21 protein-coding genes are annotated in these 20,229 nt (G+C 56.7%); 9 read left to right on the forward strand and 12 right to left on the reverse strand.

Going from position 1 to position 20,229, the window contains the following annotated elements; all coding sequences use genetic code 11:
- Window positions 1-78: 78 nt before the first annotated feature.
- Both FRD01_RS22265 and FRD01_RS22270 read right to left on the reverse strand, forming a co-directional pair.
- Window positions 79-4,005 (reverse strand): hypothetical protein, encoded by a 3,927-nt coding sequence (locus FRD01_RS22265; RefSeq protein WP_146963142.1) that lies wholly within the window; start codon window positions 4,003-4,005, stop codon window positions 79-81.
- Window positions 4,006-4,086: 81 nt separating this feature from the next.
- Window positions 4,087-4,314: an AbrB/MazE/SpoVT family DNA-binding domain-containing protein gene (locus FRD01_RS22270; RefSeq protein WP_146963143.1), complete on the reverse strand. Its 228-nt coding sequence runs from the start codon at window positions 4,312-4,314 to the stop codon at window positions 4,087-4,089.
- Window positions 4,315-4,406: 92 nt separating this feature from the next.
- On the opposite strand from FRD01_RS22270, the gene FRD01_RS22275 reads away from it, so the two are divergent.
- Window positions 4,407-4,631: an AbrB/MazE/SpoVT family DNA-binding domain-containing protein gene (locus FRD01_RS22275; RefSeq protein WP_146963144.1), complete on the forward strand. Its 225-nt coding sequence runs from the start codon at window positions 4,407-4,409 to the stop codon at window positions 4,629-4,631.
- Between the two features lie 21 nt (window positions 4,632-4,652).
- Here the strand turns inward: FRD01_RS22275 and FRD01_RS22280 are convergent, their stop codons facing one another.
- Window positions 4,653-6,434: a hypothetical protein gene (locus tag FRD01_RS22280; RefSeq protein ID WP_146963145.1), complete on the reverse strand. Its 1,782-nt coding sequence runs from the start codon at window positions 6,432-6,434 to the stop codon at window positions 4,653-4,655.
- A 167-nt stretch (window positions 6,435-6,601) separates the two neighbouring features.
- Here FRD01_RS22280 and FRD01_RS22285 point away from each other — a divergent pair, with 167 nt between their 5' ends.
- A complete protein-coding gene (locus tag FRD01_RS22285; protein WP_146963146.1) occupies window positions 6,602-8,065 on the forward strand; it encodes a HAMP domain-containing protein in 1,464 nt (487 codons plus the stop codon).
- A complete protein-coding gene (locus FRD01_RS22290; RefSeq protein ID WP_146963147.1) occupies window positions 8,065-9,567 on the forward strand; it encodes a hypothetical protein in 1,503 nt (500 codons plus the stop codon). Before FRD01_RS22285 ends, FRD01_RS22290 begins: the two co-directional genes overlap by 1 nt.
- Before the next feature lie 6 nt (window positions 9,568-9,573).
- Here FRD01_RS22290 and FRD01_RS22295 read toward each other — a convergent pair whose 3' ends face one another.
- The 3 genes from FRD01_RS22295 to FRD01_RS22305 are packed head-to-tail and all read right to left on the reverse strand — an operon-like array spanning window position 9,574 to window position 10,942.
- On the reverse strand, window positions 9,574-9,966 hold the full coding sequence (locus tag FRD01_RS22295; protein ID WP_146963148.1) for a hypothetical protein: 393 nt from the start codon (window positions 9,964-9,966) through the stop codon (window positions 9,574-9,576).
- Window positions 9,963-10,667: a hypothetical protein gene (locus tag FRD01_RS22300; RefSeq protein ID WP_146963149.1), complete on the reverse strand. Its 705-nt coding sequence runs from the start codon at window positions 10,665-10,667 to the stop codon at window positions 9,963-9,965. Before FRD01_RS22300 ends, FRD01_RS22295 begins: the two co-directional genes overlap by 4 nt.
- The gene (locus FRD01_RS22305) at window positions 10,664-10,942 is read right to left on the reverse strand and encodes a hypothetical protein (RefSeq protein ID WP_146963150.1); all 279 of its coding nucleotides are present in this window, start codon (window positions 10,940-10,942) and stop codon (window positions 10,664-10,666) included. The genes FRD01_RS22300 and FRD01_RS22305 overlap by 4 nt, the downstream gene beginning before the upstream one ends.
- Before the next feature lie 382 nt (window positions 10,943-11,324).
- Between FRD01_RS22305 and FRD01_RS22310 the strand changes: the two genes are divergently transcribed.
- From FRD01_RS22310 to FRD01_RS22320, 3 genes are all read left to right on the forward strand, one after another.
- Window positions 11,325-11,774 carry a hypothetical protein gene (locus FRD01_RS22310; RefSeq protein WP_146963151.1) on the forward strand — a complete coding sequence of 150 codons (450 nt, stop codon included), beginning with the start codon at window positions 11,325-11,327 and terminating at the stop codon, window positions 11,772-11,774.
- A gap of 52 nt (window positions 11,775-11,826) precedes the next feature.
- Window positions 11,827-12,069 (forward strand): hypothetical protein, encoded by a 243-nt coding sequence (locus FRD01_RS22315; RefSeq protein ID WP_146963152.1) that lies wholly within the window; start codon window positions 11,827-11,829, stop codon window positions 12,067-12,069.
- 88 nt (window positions 12,070-12,157) lie between these two features.
- A complete protein-coding gene (locus FRD01_RS22320) occupies window positions 12,158-12,625 on the forward strand; it encodes a hypothetical protein (RefSeq protein ID WP_146963153.1) in 468 nt (155 codons plus the stop codon).
- A 2-nt stretch (window positions 12,626-12,627) separates the two neighbouring features.
- On the opposite strand, the gene FRD01_RS22325 is transcribed toward FRD01_RS22320, so the two are convergent.
- From FRD01_RS22325 to FRD01_RS22350, 6 genes are all read right to left on the reverse strand, one after another.
- Window positions 12,628-12,888, reverse strand: coding sequence for a hypothetical protein (locus tag FRD01_RS22325; RefSeq protein WP_146963154.1), 261 nt, complete (start codon window positions 12,886-12,888; stop codon window positions 12,628-12,630).
- Window positions 12,879-13,175, reverse strand: a complete 297-nt coding sequence (locus FRD01_RS22330) for a hypothetical protein (RefSeq protein ID WP_146963155.1) — start codon at window positions 13,173-13,175, stop codon at window positions 12,879-12,881. The genes FRD01_RS22325 and FRD01_RS22330 overlap by 10 nt, the downstream gene beginning before the upstream one ends.
- Window positions 13,176-13,208: 33 nt before the next feature.
- Window positions 13,209-14,219: a hypothetical protein gene (locus FRD01_RS22335; protein ID WP_146963156.1), complete on the reverse strand. Its 1,011-nt coding sequence runs from the start codon at window positions 14,217-14,219 to the stop codon at window positions 13,209-13,211.
- A 205-nt stretch (window positions 14,220-14,424) separates the two neighbouring features.
- The gene (locus FRD01_RS22340) at window positions 14,425-15,735 is read right to left on the reverse strand and encodes a radical SAM/SPASM domain-containing protein (protein WP_146963157.1); all 1,311 of its coding nucleotides are present in this window, start codon (window positions 15,733-15,735) and stop codon (window positions 14,425-14,427) included.
- A 1-nt stretch (window position 15,736) separates the two neighbouring features.
- Window positions 15,737-16,231 (reverse strand): hypothetical protein, encoded by a 495-nt coding sequence (locus FRD01_RS22345; protein WP_146963158.1) that lies wholly within the window; start codon window positions 16,229-16,231, stop codon window positions 15,737-15,739.
- 65 nt (window positions 16,232-16,296) lie between these two features.
- Window positions 16,297-18,336 carry a heavy metal translocating P-type ATPase gene (locus FRD01_RS22350; protein ID WP_146963159.1) on the reverse strand — a complete coding sequence of 680 codons (2,040 nt, stop codon included), beginning with the start codon at window positions 18,334-18,336 and terminating at the stop codon, window positions 16,297-16,299.
- A gap of 219 nt (window positions 18,337-18,555) precedes the next feature.
- On the opposite strand from FRD01_RS22350, the gene FRD01_RS22355 reads away from it, so the two are divergent.
- From FRD01_RS22355 to FRD01_RS22365, 3 genes are read left to right on the forward strand one after another with little or no spacing between them, the layout of a single operon-like run.
- Window positions 18,556-19,029, forward strand: coding sequence for a VOC family protein (locus FRD01_RS22355; protein WP_146963160.1), 474 nt, complete (start codon window positions 18,556-18,558; stop codon window positions 19,027-19,029).
- The gene (locus FRD01_RS22360; RefSeq protein WP_146963161.1) at window positions 19,026-19,664 is read left to right on the forward strand and encodes a TetR/AcrR family transcriptional regulator; all 639 of its coding nucleotides are present in this window, start codon (window positions 19,026-19,028) and stop codon (window positions 19,662-19,664) included. The genes FRD01_RS22355 and FRD01_RS22360 overlap by 4 nt, the downstream gene beginning before the upstream one ends.
- On the forward strand, window positions 19,658-20,194 hold the full coding sequence (locus tag FRD01_RS22365; RefSeq protein WP_146963162.1) for a GFA family protein: 537 nt from the start codon (window positions 19,658-19,660) through the stop codon (window positions 20,192-20,194). Before FRD01_RS22360 ends, FRD01_RS22365 begins: the two co-directional genes overlap by 7 nt.
- The last annotated feature ends 35 nt before the right edge of the window (window positions 20,195-20,229 follow it).

Below are 20,229 nucleotides of genomic sequence, written 5' to 3' on the forward strand. Positions count from 1 at the left end.
GTAAAACAACTCTACGTTTCCCCGGTCCTTGATTGCAAAGCTACATCGATGCCCCATGCCTGAAAGAGTACTAAGTTATCAGGGAAATTCCAGACAAACGCCCAGGTAGCGCACGCCGTTGGGGCCGATATCGTAGGAGTCGGTAGACGAGACGTAACCCGAATCTGACGAAGTCTCTCCCTTTCGATAGAGGATGTCGTAGACGCCAGGCATCAGGCGCTCCGCGTCTGTGCGGCGAAGGTTCGGGGTGTAGTACGAGTCCCAGTAGAAGCGTGAGAGTTGATGCCGCACACCTGTGTCACGCGAGACCGCGTAGACCATATGGCTCGTGGAGTCGCTGCCATCGTTCGATAGAGGTTGGTCGGCGAGCGTGATGTCGAATGTGATGGGAGTTTGGGGAATGTCGATGTCGATCATTTGCGACATACCCACCTGAACAACCACGTCGCGCGCCAGGTATCGCACGCCATTCGGCCCGATATCATAAGTGTCCGTGCTGCTTACAAAGCCAGAATCTGTGCTGGTTTCGCCCTTGCGGTAGAGGATGTCATAGGTGCCAGGCATCAGGCGGAGTGCGTCGGTGCGGCGAAGGTTCGGCGTGTAGTAGGAATCCCAATAAAATCTGGAAATTTGGTGTTTCACGCCCGTGTCTTTGGAGACGGCGTAGAGCATGTGGCTTGTGGAATCGCTGCCGGCCGAGGGCAGTGGTTGGCCGTTCATCGTGATGTTGAGGGTGACCGGGCTTTGGTCGATGTTGATGTCGAGGGTTTGGGAAGTGCCGCTAACCTCGATGTCTCGTGCCAGATAGCGCACGCCATTCGGGCCGATATCATAAGTGTCTGTGCTGCTCACGTAACCCGAATCCGTGCTCGTCTCGCCTTTGCGATAGAGGATGTCATAGGTGCCGGGAATCAGCCTGAGACCGTCTGTGCGCCGCAGGTTCGGAGTGTAATACGAATCCCAATAGAACCGCGAAATCTGGTGGCGTGCGCCGGTATCTTTGGACACCGCGTAGAGCATGTGACTTGTGGAGTCGCTACCTGATGAGGGCAGGGGCTGCCCGTCGAGCGTGATGTTGAGCGTGACCTCGGTCTGCGGGATATCCACGCTCAGATTTTGGGACGTGCCGCTGATTTGAACGCCATAAGCCAGGTATCTCAGACCGTTTGGACCGATATCGTAGGTGTCCGTGCTGCTCACAAACTTCGAGTCCGTGCTCGTTTCGCCTTTGCGATAGAGGATGTCATACGTGCCGGGAATGAGTCGGATAGCGTCTGTCCGGCGCAAGTTTGGGGTGTAGTAGCTATCCCAATAGAAGCCTGAGATTTGATGACGCACGCCCGTATCGCGCGACACGGCGTAGAGGAAATGGCTTGTGGAATCGCTGCCGGACGAGGGCAGGGGCTGGCCGCCGAGCGTGATATCGAGCGTGATTTCCGTCTGCGGGATGTCCACATTGAGAGTGGCAGATGCGCCGGAAATCACCAAATCGCGCGCCAAAAAGCGCACGCTATTGGGGCCAATATCGTACGTGTCTGTGCGCGACACAAAGCCCGAGTCCGTGCTGGTTTCACCTTTTCGGTAGAGAATATCATAGGTGCCGGGCAGCAAGCGCAAGGCGTCCGTGCGCCGCAGGTTTGGCGTATAGTAGCTGTCCCAGTAGAACCTCGAAATCTGGTGTTTGGCGCCCGTGTCCTTGGACACCGCGTAGACCATATGACTTGTGGAATCGCTGCCGGACGAGGGCAGGGGTTGGCCGCCAAGAGTAAGATTCACGGTCAGAGTGGTCTGAGGAATATCGATGTCGAGCGTGTTGTGGCCGGCGTAGACGGTGACACCCTCGGCTAGAATGCGCACGCCGTTCGGCCCGATATCGTAGGAGTCGGTTGAAGAGACATAGCCTGAATCGGTGCTGGTTTCACCCTTTCGGTAGAGTATGTCGTACGTACCAGGCATCAGCCGTTCGGCGTCTGTGCGGCGCAAATTGGGAGTGTAGTAGCTGTCCCAGTAAAACCGCGAAATCTGGTGTTTGGCGCCCGTGTCTCGGGCAACCGCGTAAATCATGTGGCTCGTGGAGTCGCTGCCAGACGCTGAGAGCGGCTGCCCGCCGAGCGTCACATTCAAAGTGATGGTCGCCTGCGGGATATCGATGGTGCCGCTGAAAGGACTGGAAGCGTCACAGGTGGTTGGGAGCGAACAATCGGAGACGAGTGTGCCACGGCAGGCCCCGGCGGCGTCACAGACGTCATTGACGGAACAGTAGATGCCGTCATTGCATGAGGCCCCAGCCGCGCGTGTCATGAGCGGGAAGCTCTCTGAGCCCTCATCGCACACCCCATAGTAGCTGCAAGGGCCAGGCGAGGGCGGGGCAGTCGGGATGTTCTGGGTGATGCAGCCGCTGGTGTTCGCATTTGGGTCGGCCGGCGCGCAGAGTTCTTCGCCGTTGCAAAAGAGCGCGTCATCGCAGAGTCCGTCAGAAGGCGTGTTGCTTGAGAATCCACCCGAACACAGATCCTCAGTACAAGCGATGCCGTCGTCAGGCACATTCGAGTCGTCTACAGTAAAGACACATCCAGATTGCTGGTCGCAGGTGTCGGTGGTGCAGGGGTTTGCGTCGTCACAAACGCGCGCCGAGCCGCCTCCGCATGAACCAGCACCGCAGACCTCATTGACCTGACAGGCGCCGGTAGAACACGCGGTGCCGTCGGCCACGCTGTTGTAGACGCATTGACCGTTGACCAGAGTGTCTTCGGTGCAGGGGTTGTTGTCGTTGCATTCTGGGGTGTAGCACTCGGCCTGGCCAGCGGTGACACGGCAGGCCTGGTTGTTCGCCGCGCAGGTGTTGGGTGTACATGGGTCGTCGGTGCATCCGCCAAGGCCGTCAGGATGAAAGCCCGCGTCACATTCGCACATGTATCCGGTGCCCTGGGACACGCATTGCGTCTTGTTCGCCATCATCGAGCATGGATTGGGAAGACATGGGTCGGTGGTGCATCCACCCATCCCATCTAAGTGGTAGCCATTTGCGGAATCGCAGGAGTCGCAGGACTCGCCGGCGTAGCCAGCATCACACGCACAGGTCACAACACCGCCCACGTCGCTACACGCGCCATTGCCGCTGCACGAGCCGTTTTCACAGACTTCGTCCACGACGCAGTTGTTGCCCTCGAGGTGGAATCCCGGGTTGCAGGAGCATGTGTAGGACGTGCCGTTCGCGGTGCAGGCGTTCTTGTTGGATTCAGAGCAAGGGTTTGGCAAGCAAGGGTCCGTGGTGCAACCGCCCGCGCCGTCCGGGTGGTAGCCACCGAGTGCGTCACATTCCGAGCACGACTCGCCTGCGAAGCCTTCGTCGCATTGGCACGCGACAACGCCGCCCGTGTCATCGCAGGTTCCGTGCATGTTGCAGGAGGTTGGCAAACACTCGCGGTCGGGCTCACAGCTCGTGCCTTCTTCGTGGGTTCCCGCAGGGCAAACACACGCCGCCACCCCGTTCTCCACCTCACAGACTTTCTCGCCGCAGACGATGAGCGAACAAGGGTCGTCGGTGCATCCTCCCATGCCGTCTGGTTGCCAGCCGCCGGCGGCATCACAGCTATCGCAGAAATCACCGGCCCAGCCGGCCTCACACGTGCACGATGGCCCGTTCTCCGAGTCCTGACAGGTACCTTGGCCGCAGGTTGTGGCCGTGCACTCGGTGTCTTCCACGCAGGCGCCCTCAACTTCCGAGGTTCCGGCCGGGCACGCACAAACAGCGACTAGATCGGCGCCCGAAGTGCACACTTCGTCAGCCCGGCATGGGTTCAAGTCCTCGCTGCAAGGGTCTTGGGTCTCAGGTTGGTCCGGAGTGTCTTGGTCCGGCAATCCCTGGTCAGGCAGACCTTCGTCTGGGAGCTGCATGTCTGAATTTGTTGTGTCCGGAAGTTCCACCGAGTCGTCACAGGAACATGCCTGGAAACTACCGACCGAGAGAACCAAGAAGTAGAGTAGAAGGGTACGAAGCGACATTTCAATAATCCTACACGTTATCCAATGCGTAGGAGTTTAGTCGCATCCCGAGGTGATTACATCTGAAGATCCCTTAAGATTTCATTGGGCCAAAACATGCAAGGTAGCGCGATAGCGATTCATGATGTCTTCTGCCTTCTTGAGCTTCTGCTCAAACTCAGGAGCATACGGCACTAGCTGGTATCCGCCGCCCGGGGACTCGGTGAGATATAGGGCAGCCCCTTCCTTGATATTCAGGTTCGCAATGACTTCCTGTGGGAGTACGACCCCGAGCGATTTTCCGACCTTTCTAACTTTCAGCTCAAACACTTTTGCGCCTTATTGAGTCCGTTTTTGAACGTTCGACTGGTTTTGAGTATAGTTTGTTATAACGGTGTTGCAACCACGTGCCGGAGGTTAAGGTGCAGAAAAAATTGAGCGTTGTGGGAAATAGTTTGGGGTTGATTATTGAGCGGCCCGTGTTGGACTTACTTCGGATCGATAAAGACACCCCTCTAGAAATTACAACAGACGGAGATGTCCTGATTATTCGGCCGGTGCGCGACGAAAAAACAGAACGATTGCGAGAAGCTGCAATTCGAATGGCGCATGCTCACGCCTCCACGTTCGAAAAGCTGGCTAAGTGAATACTCCATACATTTCTGCGGCTAAAACATGCTGAGTGGTCCCGTCGTATCTGGAGGGACGTCGATTTCAATCGGGGTTCCCGCGATATCCGACTCATAGGCCCACTGCTGCGCGGGGCTCTCCATGATGCGACGAAGGCTCCCAGCTTCTCGCGTATCAATCGCGATAACTTCGACACCGCCATCCTCGTGCTCGAGGCGAACAAGGCGAGCTGGGCCAATTGCGGGGCCGTTGACGAGCACCTCATCCGTTGTCTCGGGCAGGTCGCCCAAAATCACAACGCCGTCCTGGGGCCTTGCGGCTTCCACGGCACCCAATCGGTTGTCCGCGAGGTGTACTAGCACGGTCGCCAGCTCCTGCCTCGCAATCAGACCGGTTCGAATCTCCTCGCCCACTTCACTCACAAATGAGCCACCAATCCAAAGTGAGTTTGCGAGCTCCAGCGTATCTCCAGTCTTCACGTTGAGTGCCACGGCGGCATCGTCCGCACTTTGGTAGTAGACCCAGTCTCCGGCGCTACTAAAGATGGTGGACTCGTTCGGCTGCGGCGCATCCAGCGGCGTGCGAACCCAAGAAGATGGGTCATTGCCGTCCGGGTAGATGAGCTCCGGCTTATAGCCAGGCGCCCAGAAGAAGCCTCCGTCCACACGCACGAAGATGGGCGCGGAGAACGCGGCGAAATCGTCGAGCTCAATCTGCAGCGCGGTCCATCCGTCGGCGGTCACTCGCGTCAGCTGAGCGGGGATATCCGACGAGAAAATCCCAGGACCTTCAGCGAAATAGAAGGCCTCGGTATCATTCCACCGCGCCGCCTCTCCGGGAATTGTGCGCCCCAAAATCGACCCAGGCATCCCGAACTCAATCGGCTCACCGTCTCCATTCGTCAGAAGCTTGGCCACGCCTGGTCCTGCAAGCCCAGGACGAGTCACACGATAGACCAGGCCGAACTCGCCATTTTGAGTATCGGCGTCGGCGTCCATGAGCAGAACCAGTGCGTTGTCCACGCCCAGATAGGTGATGAACGAGCCGCGCGTCTTCAAGTTTGCGAGAGGCATGCCTGAATCCTCGTCATTGACCGGCGTGCTGGTCGCGAACTGAGTGTCGTAAAACTTAAGGCTTCCGTCGGCGTCTATGTAGAGCCAGTGGTCGTGCGTCTGACTTCCTTCCCCGAGCATCGAGGCCAAGAATCCACCGTCTTCCGGAAGTGTCAGAGGTGCCTCGTCTGCCGTCATGTTCAGATCGATGCGCATGTTCAAGATTGAGACCCAGATCGAGCTGGTACTAAGGCTGTCGCCAAACGCGAGATACGCTGACGAGCCGATGAAGCTTCCGGGGTAATCGTGATTGGAGACCTGTTGAGGCGCCGAATCGAGCTGAGACGGGTCCGTCGTGACCAGGTAACTCTTGACCGACGGAATCTCTCCGGCAACCGGCGGGAACGTCTCTCCAGCATTGTAGAATACGCCTTTGGGCCTCAGATGAAGGGTGTTTCCGCCCTCAGTCTCGGCAATGGGAAACGTCACGTTGAACGGGTTCTGAATCGTGACGTTCGGGTCTATCAAAACCGGCGCTTCGTCAGGCGTAGCCGGCCGATACGCATAGAGCCCAGGCCCGTCCTCTTGGGTGCTGAGGTAGTAGTGCAAGAGGTCCACAAAATCGTCTGACTCGATTCCGTCGCGCTCAATCACCTCCACCGAGCCGTTGTTCCCGAGGTTGTTGAGGTCTGTCGGGTCGTCGCCGCCAGGGCCACATGCAACTCCAAAAAAGAGTGCTGAGAACGCAATGACTAACTTTCCATCCATGATGGTCTCCTCAAAATGAAGCAAATTTCTGCCAATCTATCGGGGCCGACAAGGGAACGCAAACTTTGAGCGTACCGTTCGATTGAAGAAGTAAAAAGACCAGCTATATTGGTGACGTGTGGTTCGTTCCACATTCCCAGCCTTGTATCGCCAACCAAGTTGCATTCATGTTTCAGAAGATTCGAGTTCCCTTTCCAGTCCGGGTTTTCATCTCGTATTTTGCGGTGGTGGCTGCAGGGGCCGTGCCCGCACTCATATATCTCCAGGTCTCTTTTCACGACCAGATCATCGCGGACCGCGCCGAGGAGTTAGCTCGCCGCGGGAGTCTTCTGGCCGAGGAGCTTCGAGCACTCCCAGAGGACACGCGGCTTGGGATGATTCAAACCCATGCGCAGCTTGAACCTCTCCGAATCACCTATATCGGCCATACTGGCGTGGTGCGCTTTGACTCCGCGGGAAACCTGAGCGCGCTTGAAAATCACGGACAACGCCCCGAGGTTTTGGAGGCGCTTGGTAAAGGGGCAGGGGACGGGCCAAAGTTTGGGTTTCCGGGGGTAGGCGTCTCGCGGCGAGTGTCGAAGACGAACGGCGAAGAACATATCTACGTTGCGGTACGGGTGGATGAGGGCGCACGGGCTGAGGTGATTCGGCTCTCATATCCTATCGATAGAATCGAAGAGTTGACCGGAGGCATGAGTAACGCAATTCGCAACTCTCAGGCTGCCGCGCTCACGGTAGCGATTCTGCTCTCGCTCTTAGCTGCCTACCTTTACAGCCGGCCTCTGCAACGCCTGGTGCGCATGTCAAACCAGCTCGCGAGCGGAGACCTCACCCCCTCAGAGGTCTGGACGTCAGAGGACGAAATCGGCGATATCGGGCGAGCGTTGAACCGATTGGCGCTGGAATTTCGCACACGACTTGCTAACTCCGATTCGGGCATGATGCTCTTTGAGCAACTCGTTGAAGACGTTGATTCGCCCATGGCTGTTCTAGCCGGGAACGACGCCGTTGCAGTCAATGCGGCCTTTAGAAGGGTGGTGGAGCACGATACTCGAGACGCCGAAGAGGTCCTCGCCGTTATCCTAAAGTCGCCGGCTTTCGCCAAAGCTAAGGCTGATGCGGAGAACAAGACCGACGGCGTAATCTTCGGATTCGCGCGCGAGAAGTTCGGTATCCCGATGAAGCTTTTTGCCCTCAAACGGGCAGGGCAGGAGTCTTTATTTGTGCTTCATTGTCACGTGCCGGAAGGCTTCTTGACGAATTGGCATCCGTCACCCCAATACGTCACAACGCTGGATGTACTCGAGTCGGTCTCGGATGCGATTCGGCGCGCGAAGGCTGTCAATGCTGGCCTTGCAATCACCCTGGAAAACTCGGAGGAGTCCTTCGTGGCTGCCGACGTGGACCGGCGAGTGGACACGGCGCTTGACTTCGCCATTGATGCCGCGGCGGACGAAGAGCCCGAAGGCTTTGTGATTCAGATTCGCCAGACCGATACCACTGTGATGATCACGCTCGAGGTCTCGCTCCCGCCTTGGATTGGGAAGCTCGCAGGGTCCATGATTGGTGCGGTAGGCGGTTCGGTTGTGGACGATGGACGCACGCTCACATTCAATGTGCCGAGGGCGTGATGGACGGCGTTCAAGTTTTCAAAAAGGACCGTCGAAGCTTCGAGATTCGGCATTTTTTCGATCTGCCAGCCGCAGGCAACAAGGCGGCATGGTCAATCGAATATTTCTTCTTTTTTCCGCGCAATATCGGCATCACGCCCACCACCTGGGAGACCACGAATTTCTATCGCTCAACCCAGGTCTTGATGCGTTTGCAGAGCCACGGATTGACGTTGCAAGAGCTGGCCGACCTGAGCGACCTGCACAATCCCGGGCATATCTTGTTGAGTCAGGTGCCGAGCTTGCTGAGCGATGAGCCCGCAAACGGCGCCGCGATGACCGCTATGGCGCAGCTCTTTGGTGCCGAGATTGCCGATGCACTTCAAGAGGAAATTCATTCGATTCGAAGACGGATGAGCGACCGGGCGAGCCTGAAGGCGCGCATCGAGCGACTTTGTGTGGGAACTGAAGCTGCGCTCTCCGCGCTCACCACACTCAGAAGGTCCGTAGAGCCCTACCGCACCGTGACGCACCCTGACCTCATGCCGACCCTCTTCTTTGCCGAAGAGTACCTCTTGGCGCTCGCTGATGAGCGTTTTTCTGAGCTCGCGCTGACCATCAAGGAGGCACCATCCATCTACGATGGTGACGGCCTCGCGCTTAAGCTCCAGCTCAGGCTAGCCCAGACTCTGAGACGCCTTCACGAGCGCCAACGAAGCCTCGGCTTCGTGACTGTGGGCCGACACGCCGGAGAGCACTATGGATATAGGTTGAGTCTGCTGAAGAAGGAGCTGCAAAAGTCACTCTATCTGGACATGCGTGCGTCCACTAAGGACCCCTTTGTGGCCAATAGCGCGGCCATGGTGGCTGCCGGATTGGCGGCTACATGGGCCACGATTGCGCAAGTACCGCTGCTCACGGGAGCCCTCGGCTCGTCACAAGGCGCATTCTTCTTGGCGTTGGCGGTCGGCGCATATGTGCTCAAGGACCGTATCAAAGACCATGTGCGCCAACGGCTCATTAAACAGTGGTTGAAATGGGACCACAACGTCAGCCTTGGCGACCACCTTTTCCACCTGATGGGCCTCAGTGAGGTCAGTGGAAGGGCCATGGAAAAAGCCACGTGGAAAACCGTTCGTGAGGTGCCTCGCGACGTGGTCCGCCTAAGGCGTGCCGCCCGCACTGTGCGTGGCTCGTCCACGGAGCTTGAGAACGTCATCCACTACAAGCGCCGGATTGAACTCGATGGCATTGAGACTGCGTCCATGGACACACAATTCGGAATTCAGGAGATCGTGCGTGTGTCGCTCAACGACGTGATGTCCCGGCTAGATGATCAAATCGACTTGGTCTCCCATTGGGATGTGCGTACCGGCAGTTTCCAGAGAACCGAGCTTCCAAAAGTCTATCACCTGAACCTCGTTTACCAGGTTAAGCAAGAGGGTGCGGAAGAGACCGTGATGCGCCGCGCTCGAATTGTGTTAAACCGCGAAGAAATCTTGCGAATTGAGCATGTTGAATAGCTCATTCTATTTTCCCTCTTCTCCCCACTCATAGCCATTGATCAGGATGCCCTCCACGTCTTCGGTTATCGGCCAGTTTCCGAACGTGTTCAGGTGTTGAATGAGCGCGGCGTTGGTGGTGTCGGAATTTGAGACTCCGACAAATTCAATATGCGAAAACGGTACGAACGAAATGCCACCGCATTCGCCGAAATGGTCTTCGAACTCAAAAACGGGACCAGGCGTTGGTACGCCGAGTACCGTGCGTCCGACAAGTTTCAACCCAATCACCGAACAACCATTAGGCAGTTCATGCAAGGCGGCGAATAGCTTTCGCCATTTGGCATTGCTCATATGCGTGGCTTTGGCCCGCGCAATCTTGCGGGCGACGCGCATGTCGTGATCAGAATTCGCGCTCACCTTCCTTGTCCTCCGGTCTCTCTATCTGCCGGCTTGTCGGGCGATGTTCGCCGCTCACTTGCCTTCCGACTCTCTGCGCGATCTGGATAGAACTGATCCAGCCACTCCGTACACAACGGACAGCTCTCAACATGCCTTGCAGCCTCCTCGGCCACGCTGTTCTCAAGTACGCCATCTTCGATCTCGATCAGCCCCTCCAGGGCCATTCGTAGCACGGAATCATCGCGCAAAGTGGGCCGAAGGGATTGCAAGACGTCCCTCGCCCTCACACAGTCATCGACAACGTCCAAACCGGGAAATGGAACGTCTTCGGAGGACCGGTGCCAGAAGGCGAGGTCTGCGCGGGCCAATTGATCCGCATAGCGCTCAATCAGGCGCTGGTATTCATCAAGCCTAACCGCCACGCCATCCCGTTCGAGCGCCTCTCCGCAATATGAATAGAGATAGAGCGCAGCAAGTTCAGCCAGCGGCGCCGAGTTCGACTTTATCTCAAATCGCGTCGGGTCGTCCGCCGCAGCATAAATCTCGACCGTTGACGCGTCACTTTCGCGGCCTGTGATGGAGAGTTCTCGCCAGTCCCGGCTCCAAACCGGATCGGCATCGCCATCGGTGTCGACATTCCGGCCCGGCCCAAACAAGAGGTCAATGAAGACTCGGAAATCGGGCCGCGGCTTACGAATGGTGACAGTGAACATCGTCAATTGTGTTCCCAGGCTGAAGATGCGTTTTTCTTCGAGGCAGACCGGCGGCTCAAGGCCCAAACGCCACAAAACAGGCTGGCAAGAAAGAAGATCAGGGTCAGCACTAGATAGACAAATGCGCCCTGTTCCTCATAAACAACCAGACCATCAAAGTAACGCCCCTCTTCATTGTACGGAAGGTTTTTGCGCTGCCACCAGAGCCATGCTGAAGCCAAAAAGCCGAAGGAGGACAATACAAACAAGATGAAAGAAAACATGCGCATGAGATCAAACACACCACCGCCGGATTCATGTAGGCCCAGCTTCCGGAACTCCCTTCCCAAAGCTCTAACGGCCCCACCAGTATAGTATCATGGACAATGTTTTCCATTTTATGGACAATGTTTTCTAACTAGGGTCCCTGCGGCTTCCAGATTGCGATTTGAAACAGATGAAGATTGATGATGCGCTCGCCCTGATTAATCATGAACATGAGGCAGACGATGGTCTGCTCATCAAGTTCCGCATGAGCGATGATGTCAATACCGAGCGACTGGAACGGTTTCTAGAGGCCCTAGTGGCACTCTCGGGACATTGCGACCAGCAATCGCATGTCGAAAAAGACTTGGCCTACAAGATCATGTCCTTCCGTGACACGTTGTCAGCGAGCGCCGGACATTGGAAAGTGTCCCGGCCCAAGGGCCTGACGATTCAGATGACGGACAAATCGTGTTTGCGAACGCCTATAGCGCCTATGATCCGAACACGCATGAAACGACGCTCTACTGGTCGCCCATGTGCGATACGACCCTCGCATCGCTTCTCAAGTACAATGACGACGTGTGGACCCAGGTCGATATCTTCCGCCATCCATTTGAATTCGAGGGACAGAAGATCGTCTTCGGTGACGGGGGCATGGGCAATGAGGGCTATATTGCGTCTGTCACGCCGGAGAACGATCTCAACTGGAGCCTGTTCTTCACCAATTCGAACCCGATCATGCGGGCCGAAATGCAAAATCGCACGCTCCTTGCTTATGGCGAGACCGGCTTTATAGCCCGCATCAATATCGACAATCCTGCAGATATCTCCGTCACCCACGCGAATTCGGGACCGGCTGGCGTTTGACTGCGAATTCATCCAGATTGAGATCGGCTGGCAGGCATTGGAAGGCCCCCGAATGAAGTTTCAGTTTCGCCCAAAGTGGAAAGAAGAACTCGTTGTCATTGCGGAAGAAGGCAGCTTCAAGCTCGACTTGGCCATGGGCGTCCTTACCGCCTTCTTGCCGACTGAAGACGACTGGCCAGACAAGGCACCTGCCTGGGCCAGAGACCTCTACCCCGTATTAAAAGAGGAGTTGGAAGCTTGGTGCGCTGAGAACAAGGCAAAGCTCGTGATCGATAGCACCGGCGTTGTCTTCTGATCGGACGCACCACTGGAATTCATGAATAATTGAGGATATTATCTCAAATCGATCAGCTTGGATCGTCAAATGTTCTCATGAGTATCCAGTGAGCCTTTCACAACGTCACCTCGCCAAAATCAAGACTGGCTTCCCTGCTGGCGAAGTCGCGGACGTCATCGCGGAGCTGGGACGGATTTCGACAAGTGAGACGATGGATTCGCAAGGCAATCTCGACAACGCTATCGGCGCCATTCTCGAATTGAGCAAGGGCAATTTCGTGGAGCTCAAGGGCCTCGTCGATGCCGCGAAAATCGACTTCCGGGATGTGATTTACTGGTGGTATCTCGAAACCAATAGAGCGACGCATCCGATGGCTGACGAGATCAAGACTGTACACGAAGGTCGCGGCGGCTATGTCGAGATTGAAGGCATCCGCTACACCATCGATCATGTTGCAGAAGGAAGTTTCTGTATTCAATTTCCTGGGGGAAAGGCGCGCAAGGATCGCCAACGTCATTTCGAAGCCCTGACGGCCTTTGCCGAGAGCAAGAGCCCCAAATGGTCTATCGGATGACGCTAGCGCGGCCTTGTATTGAACCGGCAGGCGAGCACTTCTGCGCCGCCATCCGCCACATACTCGGAAAACCAGTAGTGTGGATCATTGACCTCACGAAATTCCAGCGCGGCAGCGTCATGGGCACGGGAAAACCGGTATTCAAGAATGACTAGTTTCCTGCACGCCGGCGGCCACTCTGAAACCTCGGCAATCCGATTGCCGGATGCCAGCTCCTCAGCCAGCAAGGCATTCAGGGCAGATGAGACGAAGGCTACATCCATCGCGCAAGGGCCGAATTCTGGGTGATCTGCTTGAAATCTTCCTCGGTCAAGACCTCCGGCATATATCGCTCCAGCACTTCGAGATCGAGATGTGTCCCACATATCCTGTAAAGCGCTTCCAAGACGGACGATTTCAACGCCAGCAGGTCCGGCTCAGTCAGCATCGTCTGCGCTTCCTTTAGGAGGTCCAGGATGTCTGACCGTATGCGCTGGTACCGCGCATCACTGTCACAGTCTTCCAACGCCGCTGTTTCGAGCGATGCGAGTTTATCCAAAAAGTTTTTCATTGCTCAGCCTCATTGGAAAGTACGGCATCCGCTTCATGACTGCACCCGCGCCTTCCAGGCCTGGAGCAGGATCTCCCGTTCAGCCTCGTCAAACAAGTCCGGCACGCCAAGTGCCCAGCCCGCATCCATCAGGGCCCCGGCCGCGTCCGACCAGGGCGCGACCAGCCACCGCTCCTCTTCATCCTCATCAAATGCGGCATCTCCGGCCGCATGTTGGGCAGACTCCCAGACCCCCCCGTGGATGAGCGACAGGCCGTAACCGATGGGAGATCGCGATCGCCCTTGCCCTGCCGCAACCACACCGCTCATGTCCCGTCCCTCCGCAACTTTCTGCCCTTCCTGTTCGAGCCAGCGGTGATAGCCCGCGCTTTGCAGCGCCTTGGCATCAGGGTGCCGGTGGGATCTCAGCGTTTGTGCCTGGACTTCCGTCAACACAGTCGCGACGCGCAGAATGTCTTCAACCGCCTCGCCATGACGGCCGAAAAGCCAGTGTGTATCGACGCGGTCCAGCAGCTTCACAGACCGGCTGCGCGTATAGTTCCCGCGATGACCCTGAGGCTCGATAGCCTCTATGACCTGCACGCGCCACAGCTGCCCCGGCCAACGCGCGACCACCACATCCGCTAGAGTTTCATCGACAATGATATAAGGCGGCTCGGCGTCAGGATTGGAGATGACATCTCCCGGCTCGGCATCAGCAAAACGACCAGGTTTGTCCGCTGATGCGAAAATATAGCCGGTGATGACTTTTCTCATTCCGTAGGCGAACCAAGCCACGTCCGGGTTGGGAAAATGTGCCGCCACCTGAGGCATCCGGTTGTCGAGGTATTCCATGTCCAGAACCCGTCCATCCGGCAGGACGATCTCCACAATCCCGGCAAACTCGCCGCTCCAGTTCGAGACTTCGATCTTCCAACCATTTGAGGCGGAAAAGAGAACATCGCCCTTGATATGTTCCTGCGGATCGCGGTCTGGCGTGAGCGTGATCTCGCCTGTCTCGATCGCGCGCAGAACCTCGAGTACATCGCTCTCCGTCACATTCATTTCAAGGCAATCCACTCAGGCCCGGCACAGCATCAATTCCAGTTCCTCCTGAGCGGCGACCCCGTCCGGGAAACGCTCATAGAGATCGCCGATGTTACGGTCTTCTCCGTCGGAACTCAAGCGAACGAACTGGTTGTCCCGAATCGTGTTGAACCGTGAAGAGATTCTGCGAATTGAGCATGTGGATTAATCTGTCGAGAACATCTCAGCGATGACGGAGGAATTTCGCAATCTCCTCGCGTGGCCAAGCACTTAAGGACTGGGCATTCAGCGCGAGCACATCTTCCATGCTAAACCCCGAAATCGAAGGCACGTCATCGTCAGGGAAGGGTTCAACCACGATTTCGAAACGACCATTATCAAACGGCTTCCCCGGGGCGGCCTCCACCTTAACCACGGTTTCGCGCAGTCCCATCTTTTCGAACTCGGTGGCGCGATGGATGCAGTACGGGTTGTTCCCCGAGCGACCAAGCAGGCAATAGGATGTCCACGTACATCCGGCCTTGCAGATATCGGCGTAGTAGCACTCTTTGCAATAGCCCCAGAGATCGTCGACACCACGTTGTCCAATATGGTTAATCTGCTCGGAGTTCGAGACCGCGTCGGCGATCTTCATGTCTCGAATATTTCCGCCGGTAAATGCTGTGGATGGTAGGGAAGGGCAACCCTTAATCTTGCCGTCCGCTTCCAACCCGAGCGTATAGGTGCCAGCCCCGCAACCGTTCCAGTGGGCCCCAGAGTCGCCGCCAAAGCGGAGGTATTTTTCCCATGGCCCGAAATAACCCACGTTGTTGCCCGGATAGAGCCCGACCCCTCCGGGTTCAAGGATGGTCTTTTTGATCCAGACCAACATCGGGAATAGCTCCAAGAGCTCGTAAGGCTGGAGCAATAGCTCAGGCCGGTCCGCCGCCCGTCCCATGGCCACCGTGATCTGAATTTGCCACGCCTTGGAGCCAATATCCGCGAGTATCTGGGCCAGAGCGGGGAGTTCTGGCATGGACATGCGATTGATTTGGGTATTGTTGGCCAGGCGAATCGGGCTTGCTGCCACGCGCTCAGCAGCTTCGATAGCGGCTCGGAAGGACCCTTTGCGACCGCGTTGGGCGTCGTGGGTCTTCTCCAGACCATCTATGGAAACCGAGATCGTGCGCACGCCGGCATCCGCGGCGCGGTCAACGCGCTCCTGGGTGAGATTTCTAGCGCCGGTCGTGATGCCGCATGCCATCCCCCGCCGCGTGATCTCACGGGCGATGATGTCCCAGTCTTCACGCAGGTAGGCCTCGCCTCCAATCAGCGTCACCTCGCGCAGGCCCATGTCTGCAAGCTGGGCGACGACCTCCAGGCATTCATCGGTGCTCAACTCGTCGGGGCGGACATCCCCAGCGCGCGAGCCACAATGACGACATCCCAGATCGCACGCCAGCGTAATTTCCCACACGCAGTAGATGGGTGTCTTTCTTTCGAAATCCTCCGCCCTGAGCTGACGAACACCTTTGCCTGCTGGCTCGCCTGCCATTTTAACCGCCGTCCATGTCGGTTTCGCCCATATCCGGGTCGAAGGGTAGGCCATACTCCGGCATTGGGAGCGGCTCATCGGCCATGTCGACTTCCATGTCCGCGTCGCCCATATCAGGATCGAAGGGTAGGCCATACTCCGGCATTGGGAGCGGCTCATCGGCCATGTCGACTTCCATATCCTCGTTCATATCCGCGCCCATATCCGGGTCTATCGGCACGCCATAAACAGGGGCGACGGTATTGTTCGGGGTGTTGTTCTCTGGTGGTGGATCCTCAATACACCCCGCAGAGAGCGCAATACCCACAAGTGAGGCAGCGAAGAGCGAGCGATTACTACGAAGTGCTGAAAGCCCGTCATCACTTTCTGCAACTGCCAGAGGCGTGCCGCAAAACGGACACACTGTTTCCACCACCTTGGGTTCAATCCGAATATGCTGCTCGCAAGCAGAACATTCTGTAAGGCCGCTCCGAGACACCTTGATTCGTCGTTTCATCACCGCTCCTCTTACCTAAGGCCTCGAATTTAATTCATTTATCGACTGATTTCAAACTCGAAGAATTATTGAGCATCGAGGTCGACGCGTCTGAGAAGTTGGGCGTTGATTGCCACGATGACGGTGCTCGCAGACATCAGGACCGCTCCGACCGCTGGTGTGAGCAAAACTCCCCAAGAGTATCCGACGCCTGCGGCCAACGGCAGGGCGAGGATGTTGTAGCCTGCGGCCCACCATAAGTTCTGAATCATCTTTCGTCGTGTCGCTTTCGAGAGGCTGACGATGCGTGAAATGTCTCGTGGATCCGAACGAACGAGCACAATATGGCCAGCCTCCACGGCTACATCTGTGCCTGCGCCAACGGCGATTCCAATATCCGAAGTGGCGAGCGCTGGAGCGTCGTTGACGCCATCTCCCACCATAGCCACGGTCTTGCCCTGACTCTGCAATTCTTTGACTTTTTTGGCTTTGTCTTCGGGGAGGACCTGGGCAAAAACTGTGTCGATGCCGAGCTTTTTAGCCACCGAATCGGCAACGGCCTGAGAGTCGCCCGTGAGCATTGCGACTTCGATTCCGCGATCGTGCAGGGCCTTTACGGCCTCAAAACTCTCTTCTCGAATGGCATCCGCTACAGCGAAGACGGCCAACGCCGAATCCTCTTTGATGAGGTAGATTGCGGACTGTGCGTTCTCACCCGCTTTCTTTGCCGCATCTTTCAGGTTTTCCGGAACATCAACCCCTTCGACCATTGCAGGACCACCCATCCTGTATTCCTCGCCGTCAAGTGTGGCGACAACTCCTTTACCCGTAATATTCTTGAAGTCCCGAGCCTCGGGATAGTCGATCTCGCGTTCGTCTGCGCTCTTGACGATGCCCTGGGCGATGGGATGTTCTGATTCAGACTCGATTCCAGCGGCGATGCGAAGGGCATCTTGTTCGGACAAATCTTCTGCAGTTTCGATGGCGACCACGCGGAATTCCCCGATGGTCAAGGTCCCAGTCTTGTCGAAGATAACGGCGTCTAGATTGCGAGCTTCCTCAAGACCACGACGGTCTCGAATCAAGAGTCCGGAGCGCGCGCCCATCGTCGTGGAAATCGCCACCACCAACGGGACCGCTAGTCCCAATGCGTGAGGGCAGGCGATCACGAGCACGGTCACAACGCGAACCACCGTGAAGTCGATCGGCTTGCCCAGCAATTGCCAGACGACAAACGTAATCAGGGCTGAGGCGATGGCCACACCCGTGAGGAGTTGCGCCGCGCGGTCGGCCAAAACTTGTGAACGCGATTTTGACTCCTGAGCCTGGGCTACGAGTCGCATGATGCCGGAGAGCTTCGTCTTGTCGCCAACACCTTTGACTTCGACTCGAAGCGTGCCCTCGCCATTGACGGTTCCGGCGATGACCTCGTCATCCTCACCTCTGCCTACCGGCTCAGACTCTCCCGTAATCATCGACTCGTTGAGGCTGCTTTTTCCCTCGCGAATTAGGCCGTCGACGGGCATGCGCTCGCCAGGACGAACAAGAATCAAGTCACCTTCGGCCAGCTCATCGACACCCACCTCTTTGTTTTCGCCATCGACGATAAGTGTGGCTTTATCGGGCAAGAGTTTGGCCAGTTCCTTTAGCGCGCCTTGGGCGCTCGAGATCGAGCGCATCTCGATCCAGTGGCCGAGAAGCATGATCGTCACGAGGGTGGCCAACTCCCACCAGAGGGGCGAAGCGTCAAACCCAAGTTCGACAGCGACGCTGAAGACGAATGCCACTGTGATGGCCAGTGATATTAGGGTCATCATTCCGGGCATACGATCCTTGATCTCGCCCCAACCGCTCTTCAAAAATACCAGCCCACCATAGAAGAAGATGAATGTCCCCAAGGCGGGTTCGATGTACCCAGAGCCCGGAAAGCTCGGCGCCGTGAAGCCCAGAAGCTCTTGTATGTGTTCCGACCAGATTAGGACTGGGAAAGTGAGCACAAGGCTCAACCAAAACTTGGATCGAAACTTAGCCACGCTATGACCTGCGTGCTTGTCGTGATTCTTGTGTTCTTCGTGATTTTTGTGTTTGTCGTGACTCTCGTGTGTGTCTTCCTCGTCTTTGCTCATCAAGTCCTCATTCGTTCTAAATCGTGACCTTTTCAGGAATGCAGGACTTAAAGCTAATCACACCAGGGATTTAGCAAGTATGGTGGGACTATGCCGAATTTTAGCTTTGACAATGCACTCATCACTTTACAACATACCAACCGTTCGGTATGTATATGTTCAAGACGGAAACGCTGTCGCCGCCAAACCCAAAGAGGCGACCCAAGAGGGAGACGAGTTATGACTTTTCGATCAAAGGTGCGAACTTGTTTATGGTTCGAAAAACACGGTCTAAAGGCGGCTGAGTTCTACGTGTCACTCCTGCCTAATAGCGAGATTGACGCCGTGTATGCGCATGGAAATCCAGACGACCCGATGGTCGTGGAATTCACCCTGCACGGCTGCCCGATGATGATTTTGACCGGAGGGCCACACTACGAGCTCTCGCCGGCTGCCTCGATCAGCGTGTTGACCAAAGACCAAGAAGAGACGGACCACCTCTGGTCGTCGCTGATTGCTGACGGAGGCGCCGAAAGTCGTTGTGGTTGGCTCGTGGACCGGTTCGGTGTGTCGTGGCAGATCGTGCCTGAAGTGCTTCCGCAACTACTTGGCTCTGAGGATCGTGAGGCAGCCAGCCGAGCTCAAGCCGCGATGATGGAGATGGGCAAGTTTGATATCGCCGCCCTTGAGGCAGCTTTTAACAACACACCATGACACCACGACCCACCAAAAAATCGCCCGACCGCGGTGACGCACGAATACGCCTCCTTGAGGCGGCGCGCGATATCATCCGCGCCAAGGGGTTCGCGGCGACCAGCGTTGACGACCTCTGCAAAGCCGCAGAGGTCACCAAAGGGGCGTTCTTCCATCACTTTAAGAGCAAAGAAGACCTAGGCGTTGCTGCGGCCGAATTCTGGGCAGAAACGACCTCATCGCTCTTTGTAAACGCCCCCTATCACCAGCCCGCAGACCCACTCGACCGAGTGCTCGCCTACATCGCTTTTCGCAAGGCCATCATTCAAGGCGACCTCGCTGAGTTCACCTGCCTGGCTGGAACTATGATCCAGGAAGTGCACGCGTCGTCTGACCCCATCCGTGAGGCGTGTGGTCGCGCGATTTTGGGGCATGCCGATACGCTGGTGGCTGATATCGAGGCGGCGCGGCAGGCGCATGACATAGAGGGCGATTGGACGGCAGAAAGCCTCGCGCGGCACACACAGACCGTTCTGCAGGGCGCGTTCATTCTGGCCAAGGCAGGTAACGATCCAGAAATCGCCCGAGAAAGTCTCGATCACTTGGATCGCTATGTCCGGCAACTCTTCAAATTGACCGAGGAAAACAAATGTTAGAGACCACTGAAATCGGATGTTCGTGCGGACACACGCGGCTGGAAGTTCAAGGCGAGCCATTCCTCGTGGTGGAGTGCCTCTGCGAAAGCTGTCGTGCTGCGGCGGCGCGACTGGCGACCCTGCCAGACGCCGACAATATCCTCACCTCATATGGCGCAACGCCTTCTGCCGACTATCGCAAAGACCGAGTCCGAATCACGTCGGGTCAGGACACTTTGAAGGAGTTCCGGCTCAAGTCTGATGCCGGAACGAGGCGCGTGGTAGCCACGTGTTGCAATACGCCCGTGTTTCTTGAACTGAATGGCGCCCACTGGCTATGCCTCTATCTGCACCTCTGGCCCGAAGAGAGGCGGCCCAAGCCCGAGCTTCGAACCATGACGGGTGACCTCGCCGATCAGTCCGCCTTGCCAACGGATATCCCCAACCTTAAGACCCACTCGATTGCCTTTTTCGCAAAGTTGTTCGCAGCCTGGGTTGCAATGGGATTTCGAAATCCGAAATTTGAGGTGAATGGGAAGCTCATTTGCTGACGAACGCATGCGACATAGTCTTGTTTGAGGTATAG

Source organism: Microvenator marinus (genome assembly GCF_007993755.1).
GTDB classification, from domain to species: Bacteria; Myxococcota_A; Bradymonadia; order Bradymonadales; family Bradymonadaceae; genus Allomicrovenator; species Allomicrovenator marinus.